This is a genomic window from Maritimibacter sp. (assembly GCF_016774595.1).
Lineage (GTDB): Bacteria > Pseudomonadota > Alphaproteobacteria > Rhodobacterales > Rhodobacteraceae > Maritimibacter > Maritimibacter alkaliphilus.
The window spans coordinates 72,991-89,251 of the sequence record NZ_JACBWT010000004.1 but is presented as its reverse complement, the minus strand read 5'-3'; the positions used below and the strand labels follow the sequence as shown (position 1 = coordinate 89,251).

At 61.4% G+C, this 16,261-nt stretch carries 15 protein-coding genes and 2 pseudogenes; 6 read left to right on the top strand and 11 right to left on the bottom strand.

All coding sequences use genetic code 11. From position 1 onward, the window contains the following. Positions 1–44: 44 nt before the first annotated feature. Positions 45–1,242 (bottom strand): annotated as a pseudogene (locus HOY44_RS22070) (IS256 family transposase). A 240-nt stretch (positions 1,243–1,482) separates the two neighbouring features. Here HOY44_RS22070 and HOY44_RS22065 point away from each other — a divergent pair. The 3 genes and pseudogenes from HOY44_RS22065 to HOY44_RS22055 all read left to right on the top strand — a co-directional run. Then, on the top strand, positions 1,483–2,193 hold the full coding sequence (locus HOY44_RS22065) for an alpha/beta fold hydrolase (RefSeq protein ID WP_161353338.1): 711 nt from the start codon (positions 1,483–1,485) through the stop codon (positions 2,191–2,193). 64 nt (positions 2,194–2,257) lie between these two features. Beyond that, on the top strand, positions 2,258–3,199 hold the full coding sequence (locus HOY44_RS22060; RefSeq protein ID WP_161353339.1) for an alpha/beta fold hydrolase: 942 nt from the start codon (positions 2,258–2,260) through the stop codon (positions 3,197–3,199). Between the two features lie 169 nt (positions 3,200–3,368). After that, positions 3,369–3,700: pseudogene (locus tag HOY44_RS22055) on the top strand (transposase); the annotation flags it as partial. A gap of 406 nt (positions 3,701–4,106) precedes the next feature. Here the strand turns inward: HOY44_RS22055 and tnpC are convergent. Genes tnpC through tnpA form a run of 3 tightly spaced genes read right to left on the bottom strand, consistent with a single transcriptional unit; the run spans position 4,107 to position 6,553 of the window. Continuing rightward, positions 4,107–5,732 carry an IS66 family transposase gene (tnpC, locus tag HOY44_RS22050; protein ID WP_287437938.1) on the bottom strand — a complete coding sequence of 542 codons (1,626 nt, stop codon included), beginning with the start codon at positions 5,730–5,732 and terminating at the stop codon, positions 4,107–4,109. 60 nt (positions 5,733–5,792) lie between these two features. Then, positions 5,793–6,143, bottom strand: coding sequence for an IS66 family insertion sequence element accessory protein TnpB (tnpB, locus tag HOY44_RS22045; RefSeq protein WP_287437936.1), 351 nt, complete (start codon positions 6,141–6,143; stop codon positions 5,793–5,795). After that, entirely contained in the window at positions 6,140–6,553 is a 414-nt protein-coding gene (gene tnpA, locus HOY44_RS22040) for an IS66-like element accessory protein TnpA (protein WP_287437934.1), read from the bottom strand. Before tnpA ends, tnpB begins: the two co-directional genes overlap by 4 nt. A 146-nt stretch (positions 6,554–6,699) precedes the next feature. Here tnpA and HOY44_RS22035 point away from each other — a divergent pair, with 146 nt between their 5' ends. The 3 genes from HOY44_RS22035 to HOY44_RS22025 all read left to right on the top strand — a co-directional run bounded on the left by HOY44_RS22035 (position 6,700) and on the right by HOY44_RS22025 (position 9,277). Further along, positions 6,700–7,479 (top strand): hypothetical protein, encoded by a 780-nt coding sequence (locus HOY44_RS22035; RefSeq protein WP_287437932.1) that lies wholly within the window; start codon positions 6,700–6,702, stop codon positions 7,477–7,479. 591 nt (positions 7,480–8,070) lie between these two features. Further along, the gene (locus HOY44_RS22030) at positions 8,071–8,628 is read left to right on the top strand and encodes a hypothetical protein (RefSeq protein WP_287437930.1); all 558 of its coding nucleotides are present in this window, start codon (positions 8,071–8,073) and stop codon (positions 8,626–8,628) included. Between the two features lie 85 nt (positions 8,629–8,713). After that, a complete protein-coding gene (locus HOY44_RS22025; protein ID WP_287437929.1) occupies positions 8,714–9,277 on the top strand; it encodes a hypothetical protein in 564 nt (187 codons plus the stop codon). Between the two features lie 105 nt (positions 9,278–9,382). Here HOY44_RS22025 and HOY44_RS22020 read toward each other — a convergent pair whose 3' ends face one another. The 7 genes from HOY44_RS22020 to HOY44_RS21990 form a co-directional block, all read right to left on the bottom strand. Beyond that, positions 9,383–10,546, bottom strand: a complete 1,164-nt coding sequence (locus tag HOY44_RS22020; RefSeq protein ID WP_287437927.1) for an HPP family protein — start codon at positions 10,544–10,546, stop codon at positions 9,383–9,385. Between the two features lie 939 nt (positions 10,547–11,485). After that, complete coding sequence (locus HOY44_RS22015; protein ID WP_287437926.1) at positions 11,486–11,962, bottom strand: hypothetical protein; 477 nt, start codon at positions 11,960–11,962, stop codon at positions 11,486–11,488. Positions 11,963–12,431: 469 nt separating this feature from the next. After that, positions 12,432–13,783, bottom strand: a protein-coding gene (locus tag HOY44_RS22010) for an IS3 family transposase (RefSeq protein WP_287437924.1) whose coding sequence is annotated in 2 segments (ribosomal slippage) — positions 12,432–13,447 and positions 13,447–13,783 — 1,353 coding nt in all. Because the reading frame shifts where the segments join, the coding sequence is not laid out codon by codon here. Between the two features lie 122 nt (positions 13,784–13,905). Then, entirely contained in the window at positions 13,906–14,277 is a 372-nt protein-coding gene (locus tag HOY44_RS22005) for a SpoIIAA family protein (protein WP_287437922.1), read from the bottom strand. After that, positions 14,249–15,214, bottom strand: a complete 966-nt coding sequence (locus HOY44_RS22000) for a cation diffusion facilitator family transporter (RefSeq protein WP_167646968.1) — start codon at positions 15,212–15,214, stop codon at positions 14,249–14,251. The genes HOY44_RS22005 and HOY44_RS22000 overlap by 29 nt, the downstream gene beginning before the upstream one ends. Further along, entirely contained in the window at positions 15,204–15,974 is a 771-nt protein-coding gene (locus HOY44_RS21995; protein WP_287437919.1) for a transglutaminase-like domain-containing protein, read from the bottom strand. Before HOY44_RS21995 ends, HOY44_RS22000 begins: the two co-directional genes overlap by 11 nt. 69 nt (positions 15,975–16,043) lie before the next feature. Continuing rightward, positions 16,044–16,232 (bottom strand): YnfA family protein, encoded by a 189-nt coding sequence (locus HOY44_RS21990; RefSeq protein ID WP_353806682.1) that lies wholly within the window; start codon positions 16,230–16,232, stop codon positions 16,044–16,046. Positions 16,233–16,261: the final 29 nt, after the last annotated feature.

The following is a 16,261-nucleotide window of genomic DNA, read 5'->3' as shown; positions in this document are numbered from 1 at the left end:
AGGAACTGACGTCCACCTGCTTCTTCATAGCTGGTGTTGCTCGTTCACTGTGCGGCGATCATCGTCGCTGCATCGGGATGGTTACACATGGCGGTCAACTTTTCCACCGGCATGTAGCGGCGGGGAGACGGCCCACTCATCGTTTTGCTCCAGCATGAGCGCCCCGACGAGGCGGACGACGGCCTCTCTATTGGGGAATATCCCCACGACATTGGTCCGCCGTTTGATCTCTTTGTTAACGCGCTCCAGCGGGTTCGTGCTGTGCAACTTCGAGCGCAGGCTCTCGTGGAAGGCCATGTAGGCGAGGACGTCATGCTCTGCCTCGTCCATGAGTTCCGCGACATCCCGGAACCGGTCACGAAGGTTGTCGGCCACCTCGCGCCAGCGGGCATGGGCCTGGTCGCGGTCCTTCTCGGCGAAGACGGTCTTCACCACGGCGCTGACCACCGGCTTGTTGGCCTTGCCCACGCGGGCCAGCAGGTTGCGCTGGAAATGCACGCGGCAACGCTGCCATCCGGCGCCCAAGACCTTGCGCGCAGCGGCCTTCAGACCCTCGTGGGCGTCGCTGATCACCAGCTGCACGCCGCGCAGCCCTCGGCGCGTGAGAGACCGCAGGAAGTCGGCCCAGAACGTCTCGGCTTCCGAGGGCATGACCGTGATCCCCAGGATCTCCCGGCGTCCGTCCGTGTTGACGGCGACGGCCACTATCACCGCCATCGAGACGATCCGACCGCCCTCGCGCAGCTTCACGTAGGTCGCGTCGAGCCAGAGGAAGGGCCAGTCGCCTTCGAGGGGCCGGGTGAGGAAGGCATCGACCCGCTCGTCGATCTCCTCGCAGAGCCGCGACACTTGGCTCTTCGACGTGCCCGTCAGACCCATAGCGCGCACCAGATCGTCAACGGCGCGGGTGGAGACGCCGTGGATATAGGCCTCCTGTATGACCGCCATCAATGCTTTCTCGGCCGTTCTGCGCGGCTCCAGAAAGGTCGGGAAATAGCTGCCCTTGCGCAGCTTCGGGATGTTCAGCCCGATGCTGCCCGCGCGCGTATCCCATTGCCGCGGCCGGTAGCCGTTGCGCTGGTTCTCACGGTCCGGGCTACGCTCGCCATGCGCGGCACCGCACACGGCGGCCACCTCGATGTCCATCAGCCGCTGCGCGGCGTCCTGGATCAGCTCGCGCAGGAAATCCGTGTCATCGCTCTTGGCGATCACCCCCGGAAGGTCGATCATGGTCTCGGTCATCGTGCTCTCCTTCGTTGTCGTCGGTCGTCGAACAACCTCAGACTACGAAGAAGCGCGGTGGCCGCCAGTCAGGCCGCGCGCTGCGCTAAGCCAAAAGGCTTCGCGCGCGGCCTCTTACACCACCCCGTGGGGCACTACCGATTTCATAGTTGCAATTGGAACTAATTATGGTTGCATATGGGACGAAGCTATTCTACCATATATACGCTGAATAACATCATAACCCTATGGGAGGTAATCATGAAAATCGTATTGGTGCATGGAGGCTGGCAGGGCGGCTGGGCGTGGGACGACGTCGCCGCAGCGCTTGAAGAGAAGGGCCATGAGACCTTCCACCCCACAATGTTGGGCCACGAAAAGAACGACAACAGGGCCAGGGTGACACTTTCCAAAATGGCCGACGACCTCATTGGCAGGATCAAGGACCAAGGCTGGACAGAGTTCGCAATAGTCGGACATAGCGGCGGCGGCCCGCTGGCGCAATTGGTGGCTGACGCTATGCCGGATGCAGTAAAAAACATTACCTTTGTGGACGCCTGGGTCCTGCTCGATGGCGAATGCATAAATGATGTACTGCCCGCCGAACTTGTGGGAGGTCTTACCGCGATGGCCAGCGCATCTCCTGACAACACAGTCCCCATGACCCGGGAGTTGTGGGACAACGCTTTCATGCAGGACGCCGACACGGAAAGCTTGGACCGGCTTGCGCAGCGGTTGATATCCTGCCCGATGGGATGGCTCGATCAGTCGATCCGCCTCAACAGCTTCTGGGCGAAGAAACACCCATCTGCCTACGTCTTCCTCAAAGAAGATATGGCCATGCCTGCTGAGGTCTATCGCAACATGGCGTCCCGCCTGGAAAATCCCAAAACCGCCGAAAGTCCCGGCAGCCATCAGGCAATGATGACACGCCCACGCGAATTGGCCGACGCCATCGACAGCGTCCTCTGATGCGTCCCAACGCTTTGATCCCTGGAGGGTGCAGCTTCAGGTTGCCCGAAGGTAATGGCATCCAATGATTGAGGACGCATGCCTGTCCAAAACATCCGGCCCCCTTGGGCCGGATGGCGTTTACGCCGACATCATTGTCCCGGCTGACACCAATTTCGCAAGAACGCACGTCATGGTACACGGCGGCATGCACACTGGCGCCTGCTGGTTGCAGACGCCGGATAACCGGGAAGGTTGGGCTATACGGCTCGCTCGCACCGGTGATCGCGTCATATGCGTCGATTGGCCGGGGTGCGGCCGCAGCGGCTATGTCCCGCCCGAAAAGTTGACGGGACAGCTCGTTGCCGACCAGATCGCCGCGGCGGTAAAAACTCTCAAGGGCGAAATCATCCTCTGGACCCATTCAATGGGCGGCGCCATTGGCTGGCGGATTGCCGAATTGCTGGCCGGCCGGGTCAGCCGTTTGGTCGCGGTCGCGCCTGGCCCGCCAGGCAACATCCAGCCAGCCGCCAAACTGATGTCCCAAGGCCCGGATCGATTGGTCATGGAATTTGCCGGCGTTCCACTCGATGTACATCCGAACGGGCCGGTTGTACTCAGCCATGAGGCAGCCCGCGCCAAACTAATCGGCTCAAGCACGCAGTTTCCTCGTCAACACACGGACAGTTACCTTGCCGGACTGCAGGCAGTCCCCCGGCAACTTTTTCTGGAGCGTATCAATTTCGAAGGGCAGCAATTGCGGATGTTGACCCCAAATGCACTGGCCGGAACCCAGGTGCTGATTGTCACCGGCGACAGCGACCCCGATCATCCTCCCGCTACGGACTCCGCTATCGGCGATTTCCTGACGGAACAAGGGATGATCAGCCGCTTTGTGTACTTACCCGACCACGACATCACCGGAAACGGACACATGATGATGCTCGAACGCAACAGCGATCAGATCCTTGATCTGCTCGTGGTTCTTATCAACGAGTCACAGAAAATCAGCCCAACGCAAACATAGAATACGAGGACTGCTCAGCGCACGTCCAGTTGAGAAAAATGGGGGATGTGACAGAGATTGAACCCGTGACCATGGAGTAAACCCCTGAAAGTGGTCCACCAGCAGGGATGGATTTGACCCATAACTTGGAGGATCAGCGATGGCTGGAAAACGAGAGAAGCCCTAAGAAATTGTATCGAAGCTTCGGCAGGTTGAAGTTCCTCAGGGGCAGGGGACGGCGATTGCCGAGGCGGTGCGACATATTGGCATGACACAACAGACGTTCTATCGATGGCGCAAGTTGTACGGCGAGGCGCAACCGTCATTACTCGCACGGCTGAAGCAGCTTGAAAAAGAGTGCCAGCGGCTGCGTCGAGCGGTGTCTGACCTGACCTTGGACAAGCTCATCCTGCCCAAGGTAGCCAGGGGAAACTTCTGAGCCCTTCGCGACGCCGCAAGTGCATTGACCATGTTTGGCAGGAACTGGGCGTGTCCGAGCGCCGGGCCTCCCGTACTTTTGGCGTCGTCGCGTGATCACAAGGCGAACGTAGGATCCTCACGGTCCGAACAGAAACGCCGCGGCCCCTTTTTCCGGTCACTGCCTGGGCGGCTTGACCGGCCCACGTGCCCAGGGGCGCTGAGGCTGCCCTCAGGTCGCATCGTGGCCCGCAATCGCACCCCCACCCAGACAGCGCGTCAGCGCCCGCACAGGATTGTGCCATTTCCTCTGGGGTGAATGTAATGAACCCTGATTTCCAACCGTTTCCAAAACTTCCGAGAGCGATTTGACCGGCTTTGCAATGCGTTACCCGAAATTCCGCAGCAATCGAGCGGGACCGGCGCACAAATGAAGTGGCCGGGCGGCACGATGACGCGGCGCGCTGCATGAATGAGCGGATTCTTCGTAAGCATCCGGCGTGGGCCGCGGTTAGGCGGCTTGTCGGAGTTCCAGGGGTTGCCAGTTCCACGGTAGTAGGTCCGGCACCTGCGAGGCGGTCATGTCGGGGAGCCGGGCGAGAACGTCTGCCAACCAAGCTTGGGGATCGATGTCGTTCAGCTTTGCGGTGACGATCAAGGAATACATGAAGGCGGCGCGGTCGCCGCCGCGCTCCGAGCCGGCGAAGAGCCATGACTTCCGGCCAAGGGCCACGCCGCGCAGCGCCCGCTCGGCGGCATTGTTCGTCAGGCAGATCCGGCCGTCCTCGAGGAAGCGGATGAAGGTCTCCCAACGTTCGGCCTTGAACATGTAGGCGATCGCCTTGGCGACGGGATTGTGCCTCGACATCGTGTCCCGTTCGGTGCGCATCCAGTCGTGAAGCTCGTCGACCAGCGGCCGGACCAGGCGCTGCCGGGCTTCGAGCCGCGCCGCGGCGTCCAGACCGTTGATGCCGCGCTCGACATCGAAGATCGCGTCGATCCGGGTGACGGCCTCCAGCGCCACGGGGGAGATGTCGTGGGCCGGCTTCCGTTTGCGGGCGTTTTCCTTGATGTCGGCCAGTTCGAAGAACTTGCGCCGGGCATGGCTCCAGCAGAGCGCGCTCTTGACCGGGCCGGGATCGCGGTCGCCGCGATAGAGGTCGTTGTAGCCGCCATAGGCATCGGCCTGGAGAACCCCTTTCCAGCCCGCAAGATGCCGGTTGGGGTGGGCCATCTCCCGGTCGCGCGAGAAGTAAAACAGCGCGGCCGGCGGTGCATCGCCCGCGAACGGGCGATCGTCGCGGACATAGGTCCAGAGCCGCGCCGTGCGCGTCCCGCCCTTTGCGAGCAATGGCACTGTCGTGTCGTCCCCGTGAAGCCGTTCGGCCCCGAGAACATGGGTCTGGATCAGGGCATGGATCGGCGCGAGCGCCGCGGCGCAGGCGCCGACCTGGTCGGCCAGGGTCGACAGGCTGAGGTCCACGCCTTCCCGAGCATAGCGCTCGGCTTGCCGGTTGAGCGGCTGGTGCTGGCCGAACTTCTCGAACAAGACCATGGCCAGCAGGTTCGGCCCCGCCCAACCACGCGGCGTGGGGTGGAAGGGGGCCGGCGGCTGGCTGATCTTCTCGCACTGCCGGCAGGTGAACTTCTCGCGGACGGTCTGGATCACCTTCCACTGCCGGGGAATGACCTCGAGCGTCTCGGTGATATCCTCGCCCATCTTCACGATACGATCCGAGCCGCAGCAGGAACAGGCGGAGGGTGCCTCAATCACCACCCGCTCGCGGGGCAGATGCTCGGGGAAGGGCTTGCGGGCCGGGCGGCGGCGCTCGAAGCCGGCGACCGTCGTGGTCTTCGCCACCTTCTCGGCGGCGATTTCGTGCTCGGTGGCCGCGGCTTCGAGTTCCTCGAGCTGCAATTCCATCTGGTCGATCAGGCGGACGCGGCGCTCAGAGCTGTGGCCATACTGCTCGCGCCGGAGCTTGGCGATCTCGAGCCGGAGGTGCTTGATCATTGCTTCGGAGGTCGAAACGACCGCCCGGGTCTGCGCCAGTTCGCTCTCGGCGGCCTCCGCACGAGCCTCCGAGGCCGCGAGCGCGGCGCGCAATCTGGCGATCTCGGAAGCGGCATCTGACATGGGTGAGACCTACCATGCGGCCATCGGAAAGCCCATGCAAATAAGGCTGAAGAAGCCGATTTATCCCGCCTTTGCAGGGCGTTGGGTCCAGCGCGGATTGCGCCAGTCGATCCCCTCCAGGAGATAACCGAGCTGGGCTGCGGATATCTGCACCGCTTCACCACTTCCGCTGATCGGCCAGATGAACTTCCCCGCCTCCAACCGCTTCGTATAGAGCGACATGCCGACGCCGTCGTGCCACAGCAGTTTGACCAGGTCGCCCTTGCGCCCTCGGAAGCAGAAGATCTCGCCGGCATGCGGGTCGCGCCCGAGCCCCTGCTGCACCGTCAGCGCCAGGGTGTTCATGCCGCGCCGCATATCGGTGACCCCGCCCGCGATCCACACGCGCACCCCCGCCGGGAAGGCGATCATCGGCCTTCCAGTGCCGGAAGCAGCCGCGTCAAAACCTCCGGGTCCACCGACGAAGGTGCCAGAAGCCGCCGTCCGTTCCTTAGCACGATCTCGAGCTGAACGTCCGGGGTGTCGCGCGGCGCCTCCTGTGCCGTCACAGGCACTGCCGCAGGCGCCTTGGGTGAAACCGCCAGTGGGATGAATGAAGGCGGCGTCTCGGTGCCAAGCTCACCGTCGCGATACTGTCGCCGCCATATGGTTAGCAGGGAGCGCGACACGCCATGCCGCCGCGCCGTAGCCGAGACCTGGCGATGCCCAAGAAAACTCTCCTCTACGATACGGACCTTGTCCGCATCATCCCAGTGTCGCCGGCGCGGCACGTCCGCGGCGGAGAGGACTTCAATCTCGGGTCTGAACTTATAGTCGGCCATAAGGTCGGACTTAGCACCGACGCCGAAATCCCGTCAGACGGCCTCCGCCGGAGGGATACGATTCTTCTCACGGCTGTGGCGCCGTTTTGCGGCGCCGAAAATCGACCTACGTCCCTCGAACCCGCCGCAAGAAACGGAATGCTTTAATGGTTGCTGACAACGGCAAAGTGCAGATCCAACGCGATGTCTGCATAGATCTTTTCGACAAACTGGCGCCCCCTCCGGCCTTGCGTGTCGCCCTCGGGCTGATGCATGCGCAAGAACTGATCGGAACCTGGCGGTACAACCCGGTTGCGGGCCCGCCGCCCGCGTTTTTCGAGGAAACCGCGGTCATCCGGGCGCGCGTTTCGCCGGGCCGCACGAACGACAACCGGATGTTTCATGCCGCGCTACCTTGGCTCGAGGACCACCGCACACTTTTCGATGAAATCGACTTACTCCAGGGCGGTCAGTACATCCGTTGGCGGGCATCGCCCGAACTCTTCGAACGCATGGCGGAGCGTATTCACTCCTACGCGCTTCTGGATTTCGAAATCATTCGGTCCCTGCGCAGCGATGCTCAGCACGCTGCATACCTCCTGACCCAGGTTCACATTCGAAAACTGCGTCCGAAATTCGAAATCCGTATTAACCCGGAGGTGTGGCGAACCCAACGCCAGGCCTTTCTCCGCGCGTTCGAGCGCCTGGCGCCTCTCATGAACGCGGAATTCCATGTCGCGTCGTGTTTCGCGAAGGACCGGCCGGTGCTCGAACGGCTGGTGATAAAAGCGGTCACGGAAACCACGAAATGGGCCCCGAAGGCGCTGAAGAAGTTCCCGCCCAACCGCGGCTTCGTGATCATCGCACCAGGGGGCAAGCGCATCAAACAGCGCACATTGGCCGAGATCGAAGCCATTGATGCAGGGCGCGTCCTGCCGCCTCCTTGAGGCCGTTCACATCTGCACCACCCGTGAACTCAAAAACGAAAGCACGATATACACGAGCCTTCGGACGCGTTCTCGGGGTTCCCATGGAAAGATCCGCACAGGAAGGTGTCGCTTTGTTTCGTGCCCGCACCACCTGACCGGTGCGACACGCTGAACGCCCCGGGCTCGCGGCGTCTGAACCCAACGGTTTCAAAAAAAGTCGGAGATTTCCGAAATCCGTTTTTCCCCATCGGACAATCGACCCAACTCCTTACCAGAGCCGGGCGCGGTGCCCTGCTTGTGACCATCTGGAGATCATACGCCCATGAAGCCACTTCCACTTGTAGAACTCGGTGCTTTCATTCATCCGAGATCGCCTTTCAGGAGCGAGCGCCAAAGGGGTCTCGGCCGCCGGTCACTCGCAGCCGACTTTCTGAACGGCGCAGGTTTTCCGCGCGGCCCACAGATCACCCATCGCGGTAAGCTCGATTGGCGCCGCATGATCAACCCGCCGCACCGCAGGTCTGCACCGGTCTCGAGCAAGGCCGACATTGAGCGACGCTCAACTTCCGGAAACTGCGTCAGGCCCATTTCGCCGCGGGGGTGCACGCAATGACGCTGTTACCCGTCCGGACCGTCCGCTGCCTTTACGAGGACGAGACGCTTCAGGTGATCGAAGATATACTCGGGGGCCGGGCGTTTGACCTCGCGAGTGATCCGATCGCCAACCAAACCCTTGATCCGGCCGCCTGGCGTTCGATGGATAAGGGCCCGGTGTGCATGTCCATGTCCATCGCACCGGAGCAACGCTGGGCGTTCGCTCGGGCCATTGCGTATGATCGGTATTTGCCAAACGTCGTTCTGGGCCACGTGCACTCGATGCAAAAGGCAGGTGAGATTCAAGGGCCCTGCGAAGTGGTATATTTTCCGGACGCAATCGGCATTCTCCATGACACTTGCTGGCCTCGCAATGAGCGGGGTGCTCTGCAATGTCCCGACGCGCATATGTGCCTCATAACGCGCGACATCCAACGCCCCGATGACTTCATTCGACGGAACGACACGTTCGAGCGAACGCTTTGGCGCTGGTTGGATCACCTGCACGCAAAGACCGTGCCATGTAATGGCCTGAAACTGCCTCGGATCGAGCATCTCAAGCGCGCCGCTTGAGGTCGCCCAACTGACACCGAACCAGACCACCCGGAAGGCGGCCTGATCTTCTGGCCGCCGGAAATCCCAAACAGAGGAGTTCGTCATGGGGAACGACATCAGAAACAAGGGCCTACTGCTCGACGAGGCCGACTTCGCCCTGCCAAGCGATTGCACCCTGGAGACCTTGGCCGAAAGCGTCCTGGAATTTTGCCAAGCGGCATTTTCCAACGAGTTCGACAACCCGTCTCTCGAGTTCTACGGGGTCGTCGCAGAGGGGTTCCCCGAAGAAGACGCCTGCGCATTCCATGAAGAACCGACTATTTGGCTCGAAAAAAACATGGGCTTTCGCGGCACGTTCCTCAAGCTCGCCGACGGCCTGGGGATTCCTGAAGAAAAGGCAAGTCAGGCAATCAAGACCGGTCACGGTGACCTCCTTGAAGATCATCTCAAGATCGAAGTCATGCGAAATCTCGACGATCGAAATTATCATGAGGCCGAGACCCTGATGCTGCACCTCCCTGGTGTTCGAGAAATCGGCCTTCCCGGCGTGTTGCACAGCGGTCACTTTGATATGAGCGGCCGGGATGTCATCGTAGATTACCGGGTCAACAATTATGGGCCAGGGCGAAGAATTCTTGCCGAGATTGGCTTCAACTGGGGGCAGTAAACCCAGAAAGCTGACCTCTTGGTCGCGATGGCGCCGGCAAACCCGTTCAGCCGGACGGGCTTGTCGGGGCGGCGCCGATGTCGGTCACAACCAGCCGGACTCGCATCAGCGGGCGCGCAGGTCGGCCCGTGCGAGCGCTGCGACAAGGTCCGTGCGTGTCACAATCCCAGTGATCCGACCGTGCTGCAACACAGGCACCGCATCGACGCCATCGTCCGCAAGCATTGGCATGAGGGCGGCGAGCGGCGTGGTCGGCGTCGCGCGCGGTCCGGCAACGCTCATGATGTCCTGCGCCTCAACCGGTCGATCTCTGCGCCGATCGGTAAGTCGCCGAAGAGCGGGAAGGAACCGCCGCTTCAACCGCGCAGCGTCGTCGTCCGCCCGCATGATCAAGTGGATCTGGAAGATCACGCCAAGATATCGCCTGTCCCCAGTGACCACCGGAAGCGACGTGAACCGATGTCTGCGGAATTCCTGCGCCACCTGGGCGAGCGAAGTTTCCGGCCCCACCGTCACAAGATCACGAGACATCATGTCCGCAGCCGTGATCGGCCCGGTCCTGTGCGTGACGGCTTGAGCCTCGGCCGCCCCGATGAGCCGCGCGAGGTCTTCGACCCCGAGGTTGAAGGACTGCCGATAGCGTTCGAGGATCCCCGTCAGTTCCTCTTCACTGAGGCCCAGACGCTCATTCGGCGCCGCGTCCTCCGTGCCATGCGGGTTCCGGTCGTGGAACTGCCGGAACGGATAATGGCGCCCTGTAAGTCTTGCGTAGAGCACTGCAAGCGCCACCAACGCCAGCGTCCCCACTGCTATGGGCGCCAACGCAAACCGGAACCCCAATGTTTCGATGACCTCCGGGTTCAGCGCGGCCGTCATTGCCACTGCGCCTGCGGGCGGATGGACCGCGCGTGCAAGGATCATGACGACGATGGCCAAGGCCACAGATAATGCAATCCGCCCCAACGGGTCCGCCACAAACAAGCAGACGGCGACCCCGACCAGCGCCGCGAGCGTGTTGCCCACCACCGCTGACCACGGTTGTGCCAGCGGGCTGTTGGGCACGGCGAAGAGCAGCACCGCGCTCGCCCCGAACGGCGCAACCAAGTAAAGCCCGAGCGCCGGATCGATCTGCGGCGACAGGAGGAGCAGTCCCGTGACGCCCAAGCCCACCAGGGCGCCGAGACCAGCCCGGAGAGCCTCACGGGTCGATGCGCGGGGGACGACCGGGCCGAGTGAACGCAAGATGGACAAGACGATGCCTCGTTTCAACTTTGCCCTGATTTTCAGCAAAGTGCCCGGTCTGCAAGCAGGTTGTCCTGACGTCAGCCGCGCAAGAGCTCGAGACCCTGAGCCAGCGGTCTCATCGGACCACAGGGAAAATTGCCGCGGCCGCCGGTGCAAATACGATCACGCCAAGCCCAGCGGGTTGGCAGCGGCCACGCGCCTCGTGGAGGTGCCTGGCAGCAACGCGTCTGCTGTTCCTGCTTGTGAAAAGCGGTGCGATTGCAGCAGGAACCGCAATCGCACCGGGGAGCCCTCACGGGGTTTATGACGCCCAGTGTCTCTCGGACGAGCCGAGGTTGTCCTGACCCCTCAAGGGGAAAATGACTAGGCCGCAAGCGGCGTTAAAAGGACTGCCTTTCGGGCGTATGAGTAACCGATCCAGGAGTTCACTTCGCATCGGTCACAAGAAGAAGGTAGGACTGTTTTTCGGAGGCCCAAAACTTTCTGGCGACTTTTTTGGATTTTTTTACATTCCGGGCGCATGCCTTGGCATCTTCCGTGCGAGGCGGGCCACACTTGGCGCGGGTTCGACACGTAGGCAAGAAAGGCGCGACTGCAGACAAAACTGCAACCGCGCCGATATCCCTCACGGGGGATTATGTCGCCGAAGGCCTCGAAAACCGAGAGCATCCTGACCCCTCAAGGGGGAAATGACCGCGCCGCAAGCGGCGCTACAAGATCTGCCTTTCAGGCGCAAGCGACCGAGCCAGCAGTTGCCTTCACATCGGTAGCTCCCGGTGTCTCGGCCATAGGGTTGCATCACGCCAACACAAAATGGGTTAAGGTATCGCTTAGACACCATTATCGGAAAACAAGGGTTGCCCGCGTCAGGGACTGGGCAAGCGATAGTTTGGGTTAGGCCGCCCCCTGCCCGCCCACGAGCCGCGGCGCCAATCAACCACCGCGGCCCTCTGCGTTCCCGCTTCAGGCGGTGTCGACATCGAGGATGTCGCACACCGCTTGAACCAGCGGTCGCCTAAGTTCCACAATGACGTCGAGCGCCGACGACCCGTCGCGGACGTATTCTGCCGACTCGATCATCAGCCCTTCGAAGAAACACCGCTTCCCCTGGATCCGAACGGGGCCCGCGACACCTGGCACCACGACGATCGCATCGACAAAAGCACCATCCGTCAGCATGAGGGAGTCGACGGTAATGGAAGGGGCGAGGCGATCGCAAATCGCGGCCTTGATCGCGGACGCGTGGGGCAGGATTGCCTCCAGGGCCGGCTCACCCGTATCACGGAACGTGGCCCCGGTGAGGGACACGCGTTCGACGGGGCAGAACTCTGCCTCCACCGTCACGGGCAACAATCCGTCCGGGAGCGCGACCTCTGCGCGAATGAACGTGTCATCGATGACGGAGAGGGCGAGGATGGCGGCAATTGTAGTCGTGGTCATTTCAGACTCCTGTTTTTAAGATTCAATTACGACCCGGATCAACGGGTCGAGGAGGACGTGGGTCGTTTTTCGGCGCTGCAAAAATTTTTCTCGGGGCGCACTGAGCGTGCCCTCCCAGGCACGCGTCGCTGCTCACGACACAAGTTCATTATCCCGTGGCGCTATCCGGATTTGGGGCACGTCCGCCGCGCCACCTTCCGCTTCCCTACGGACTTCAATTCAGGATGCGACAATGGGAATGGCAGTTTGCGAACCGGTCCACCTCGCCCATCCCCGAGCCCGGCATACGCGTCAGCCGCGTAACGCAGCTGAACCCTGACCAATCCGCTTTTCCAGGCGGTCTTCATCCTGCATCATCGCCCTTACGACCGCTCGTGAAGCGCCAAGGCCGAGACATGTCCGTCGTCAGGTGATTTGGAACACGAGCGCCTGATCTCGAACGGAGGGTCTGGCTCGACGGGGTTTCAGTCTATGCCGCTGTCTGGCGGTGCAGCAAGCGGCGCTTCTCGATGGTCCTGGCTTTGATCTCCTTTCGTCGTCGCAGGATGGCTTCGGCCCTGCCGAGATAGACATCGGCAGGGGTGAGGTTGCCGAGGCTCTCGTGGTAGCGGTGGTGGTTGTAGTGGTCGATGAAGTCGCCGATCGCCGCTTCCAAGGCGCCTGGCAGGTAGTAGTTCTCGAGCAGGACGCGGTTCTTGAGGGTCTGGTGCCAGCGCTCGATCTTGCCCTGGGTTTGTGGGTGGCACGGGGCACCGCGAACATGATCCATGTTCTGGCTGGCCATCCAGTCGGCCAACTCCCCGGAGATGTAACTGCTGCCATTGTCGCTGAGCAGCCTAGGCCGATGCGCGACCGTGGCGCGGTCACAGCCAGATGCGACCAGAGCATCCTCCAGGGTGGCAGTCACATCCGAGGTCTTCATCGTAGTGCAGAGCCGCCAGGCAATGACGTAGCGGCTGAAGTCGTCGAGGATCGTCGACAGGTAGAACCAGCCCCAGCCGACCACCTTGAAGTAGGTGAAGTCGGTTTGCCAAAGCTGGTTCGGCCGGGTCGTCTTCTCATGGAACTCGTCGGCAGCTTTGATGACCACAAACGCCGGGCTCGTGATCAGGTCCTGTGCCTTCAAGAGCCTGTAAACGCTGGCTTCCGAGACGAAGTAGCGCTTCGTGTCCGTGAACCGCACCGCCAGTTCTCGCGGCGACAGCTCGGGCTCTTCGAGCGCCAGATCGACGATCTCCTCGCGCACGTTGTCCGGAATACGGTTCCAGACACGCGCCGGGTGTGACGGCCGATCTGCGAGCCCGGCGCTGCCCAGCTGCAGGTACCGATCATACCAGCGGTAGAAGGTCGTCCGGGGAATCCCGAGCAGATCCAGTGTCTGCTTCGCCGACAGGTGCGATTGCTCCACTTGCCGGATGATCTCCAGCTTCTCGGATGCGGGATACCTCATTCCTCGTCGTCCCCATCCCCGAGCATGCTTTTTTTGAGCAAGCGGTTCTCCAGCGTGAGATCGGCAACCGCCTCCTTCAGCGCCGCTGACTCCTGCCGCAGGTTCTTGACCTCAGGGCTTGTCGCCTGGCGGGCCACGTCGCCCGCAAGACGCTTCTTGCCGGCTTCCAGGAACTCTTTCGACCAGCTGTAATACAGGCTCGTCGCGATACCCTCGCGCCGGCAGAGCTCGGCGATGCTGTCCTCGCCACGCAGACCTTCCAGCACGATCCGAATTTTCTCCTCGGCCGAATGATGCTTCCTGGTGCGCCGCCGGATGTCTTTCACGACCTTCTCAGCAGGCTCTTTACGTGTTCCGGGTTTCTGTCTCATCTCCACTCCTTAGCGGTTACGATGAGCCAGAAACCCTCCGTTACGAAATCAAATCAGATGTCCCAGAGGTCCTGACGGGAGACACGCACGAGCCGCATGCGTCCAACTTTCTTGGGATTGCTTCACGCTTTTTTGCCCTTTTGCACCCACTCCACCGCATCGACTTCCTCACTGGAGTCGAACCACCGCATCTCGGAACGGGCGAACAGATTCACCATTCGCGTGCCCCATTCCATCCAACTTCGCTCTCCGACCACTGCGACGCGACTGAAATCGTTTGTATGGGCCGTGTCGATCTTGAGGTCTTCCAGCAGTGCCGAGGCATTTCCGTACCCTTCAAACTTAGTCAGATCGAGCAAAAGTCCGGGCCTGCCGCCTTGGGAAAGTCGCTCATGAATTAGCGTGTGCATCCGCTCGAAGTCATCTTCTGACAACTTGCCTTCGCACACCAGTCCGATGACATCGTCATGCTCGGTCAGCGTTTCCTTGAACATGAACTCCCTCCTTTTCACCTGAACGGCCATGGCCGTAGAGATCAGCGTTATCGTGTGCGCGCTCTTCATGCTCAAATTCGAGGCTGGAATGGTTGATGTCGAATTCTTCTTTCAGCCGCTTCTTGATCGCACTCTTGATCTCTTCAATTCGCGGCCACGCTTCGGCCTTCACGACGATGTGGCAGTCGAGCGCGGCTTCATGCTCCTGCATTTGCCAGAGATGGACGTGGTGGACCTCGGCGACGCCTTCGGTGTTCCGCATCGCTTCGACGACGGCCTCGTTGTCGATGTCCGGCGGGCTGCCGAGCATCAGCGTTCGGATCGGACCACCGATCTCCGTGAAAGCCAGATAGAGGATATAGAGCGCAATGCCGATGGTGATGGCCGGATCGACCCACCGCATGTCGTAGAGGATGATCAGCGACCCACCGACGATGACCGCAACGGAAGCAAGTGCGTCGGAGAGGTTGTGCAGGAAGAGCGCGCGGATGTTTACGCTGCCTTTCTGCATCGAGTAGGTCAGCAGCGCTGTCAGGGTGTCGACGACCAGTGCGACCCCGCCCAAGATCACGACCGTCCAGCCCTGCACTTCGGGCGGATCGATCATGCGCATGCCGCCCTCGTAGATCAGGTAGAACCCGATCAAGATCAGCGTCGTGTAGTTGATCAGAGCTGCCACGATTTCGACCCGGCCATAACCGAATGTCATGCGCTCGTCGGCCGGTCGCCTCGCGATCTTGCGCGCGGCGAAGGCGATGACCAGCGACGCCATGTCCGAGAAATTGTGAAGCGCGTCCGCGATGAGCGCGAGGCTGCCTGAAAGTATGCCGCCAACGATCTGCGCGACGGTCAGAAGCCCGTTCGCCCAGATCGCAATTGATACTCGTCGATCGCCGGAGTCGGGGTCGATATGGGCGTGGCCGTGATCATGCGGCACGGTTCGTCTCCTCGTGGCGATGGTTCGGCTGGGCGAAACCGGGAAGCCGAGGCAGGTGTCCTCGCCGGATTACTCGCACCCGCCTGTTCATCCAGTGGCGGATAATGTTGCGATAGAGCCAGTCGCGCAGAATTCCGAAGTTCTGACGATGCTTCAAGTAGAAGTCGTCGGGCGTATCGAAGGTTCCGAAGTCGCTGGCGATGCCGGTCTTCTGAATGTAGGTATCGCGCCCGGTCCATTCGACCGGCGGCGCGCTCAGGCAGCTGGTGCCCGCTCCGTATCCGCAAAGGCTCTCGGACTCGCTGAACTCGCGTTGTAACGATGCCAGGAATGGCGCGTCCAGTATGAAGCCTTCCAGGTTGACCCATCCGCTCTCGGTTTCGACCTCGACCCAGGAATGAAGGATTTCTTTCGGGGCGACGGGATAGACGAGCTCCGGCACGACCCCGCGCTGGAGCGCCTTGTGGATGGTGAAACCATGCAGCCGGCAGCGGACCCCGAGCGCGCGGAGCAACGCCATGAGAAGCGTGCCCTTTGTGTTGCACTGGCCGTATCCGTCAGCCAGCACTTCGGACGCAGGGATGTCGTCAGAGCGATTGTAACCGAAAGCGATCTCGTTTCGGACGAAATCATAGGCGGCACCGATCCGGTCACGCTCGGCAAGTGCGTGCCAGCCTCGGTCCGCGACTAGGTCCGCAATGGGAGCGGCTTCGAAATCCAGCAGCCGCGTGGCTGTCAGCAAGGGGTCAACGGCGGGCAAGATGCATCTCCTCGAATCTATCGAGGGTCTACATAGAGGCTACAGCGACTGTAGCTTCAAGCCTGTTCTTCAAGAACTGCGGGGGGCGGCGAGAATGACCGTCGCCCCAGCCAGACAGATGACCGCTCCAATTAGATCCCATCTGTCTGGTCTTTCACCCTCCGCCCACCACATCCACCCAATCGACGCCACGATGTAAATGCCGCCATATGCGGCAAAGACTCTGCCGGCAGCGGGGGCCTCAACCTGCGAAAGCAACCAGCGATCTCGGCCAACGCTGCGAGCGG

Coding starts and splice junctions, on each gene's coding strand:
- HOY44_RS22065 (WP_161353338.1), top strand. CDS start 1,483: ATGAAAATCGTATTGGTGCATGGAGGCTGGCAGGGCGGCTGGGCGTGG.
- HOY44_RS22025 (WP_287437929.1), top strand. CDS start 8,714: ATGGGGAACGACATCAGAAACAAGGGCCTACTGCTCGACGAGGCCGAC.
- HOY44_RS22035 (WP_287437932.1), top strand. CDS start 6,700: ATGGTTGCTGACAACGGCAAAGTGCAGATCCAACGCGATGTCTGCATA.
- tnpC (WP_287437938.1), bottom strand. CDS start 5,732: ATGTCAGATGCCGCTTCCGAGATCGCCAGATTGCGCGCCGCGCTCGCG.
- HOY44_RS22030 (WP_287437930.1), top strand. CDS start 8,071: ATGACGCTGTTACCCGTCCGGACCGTCCGCTGCCTTTACGAGGACGAG.
- HOY44_RS22005 (WP_287437922.1), bottom strand. CDS start 14,277: ATGTTCAAGGAAACGCTGACCGAGCATGACGATGTCATCGGACTGGTG.
- tnpB (WP_287437936.1), bottom strand. CDS start 6,143: ATGATCGCCTTCCCGGCGGGGGTGCGCGTGTGGATCGCGGGCGGGGTC.
- tnpA (WP_287437934.1), bottom strand. CDS start 6,553: ATGGCCGACTATAAGTTCAGACCCGAGATTGAAGTCCTCTCCGCCGCG.
- HOY44_RS22060 (WP_161353339.1), top strand. CDS start 2,258: ATGATTGAGGACGCATGCCTGTCCAAAACATCCGGCCCCCTTGGGCCG.
- HOY44_RS22015 (WP_287437926.1), bottom strand. CDS start 11,962: ATGACCACGACTACAATTGCCGCCATCCTCGCCCTCTCCGTCATCGAT.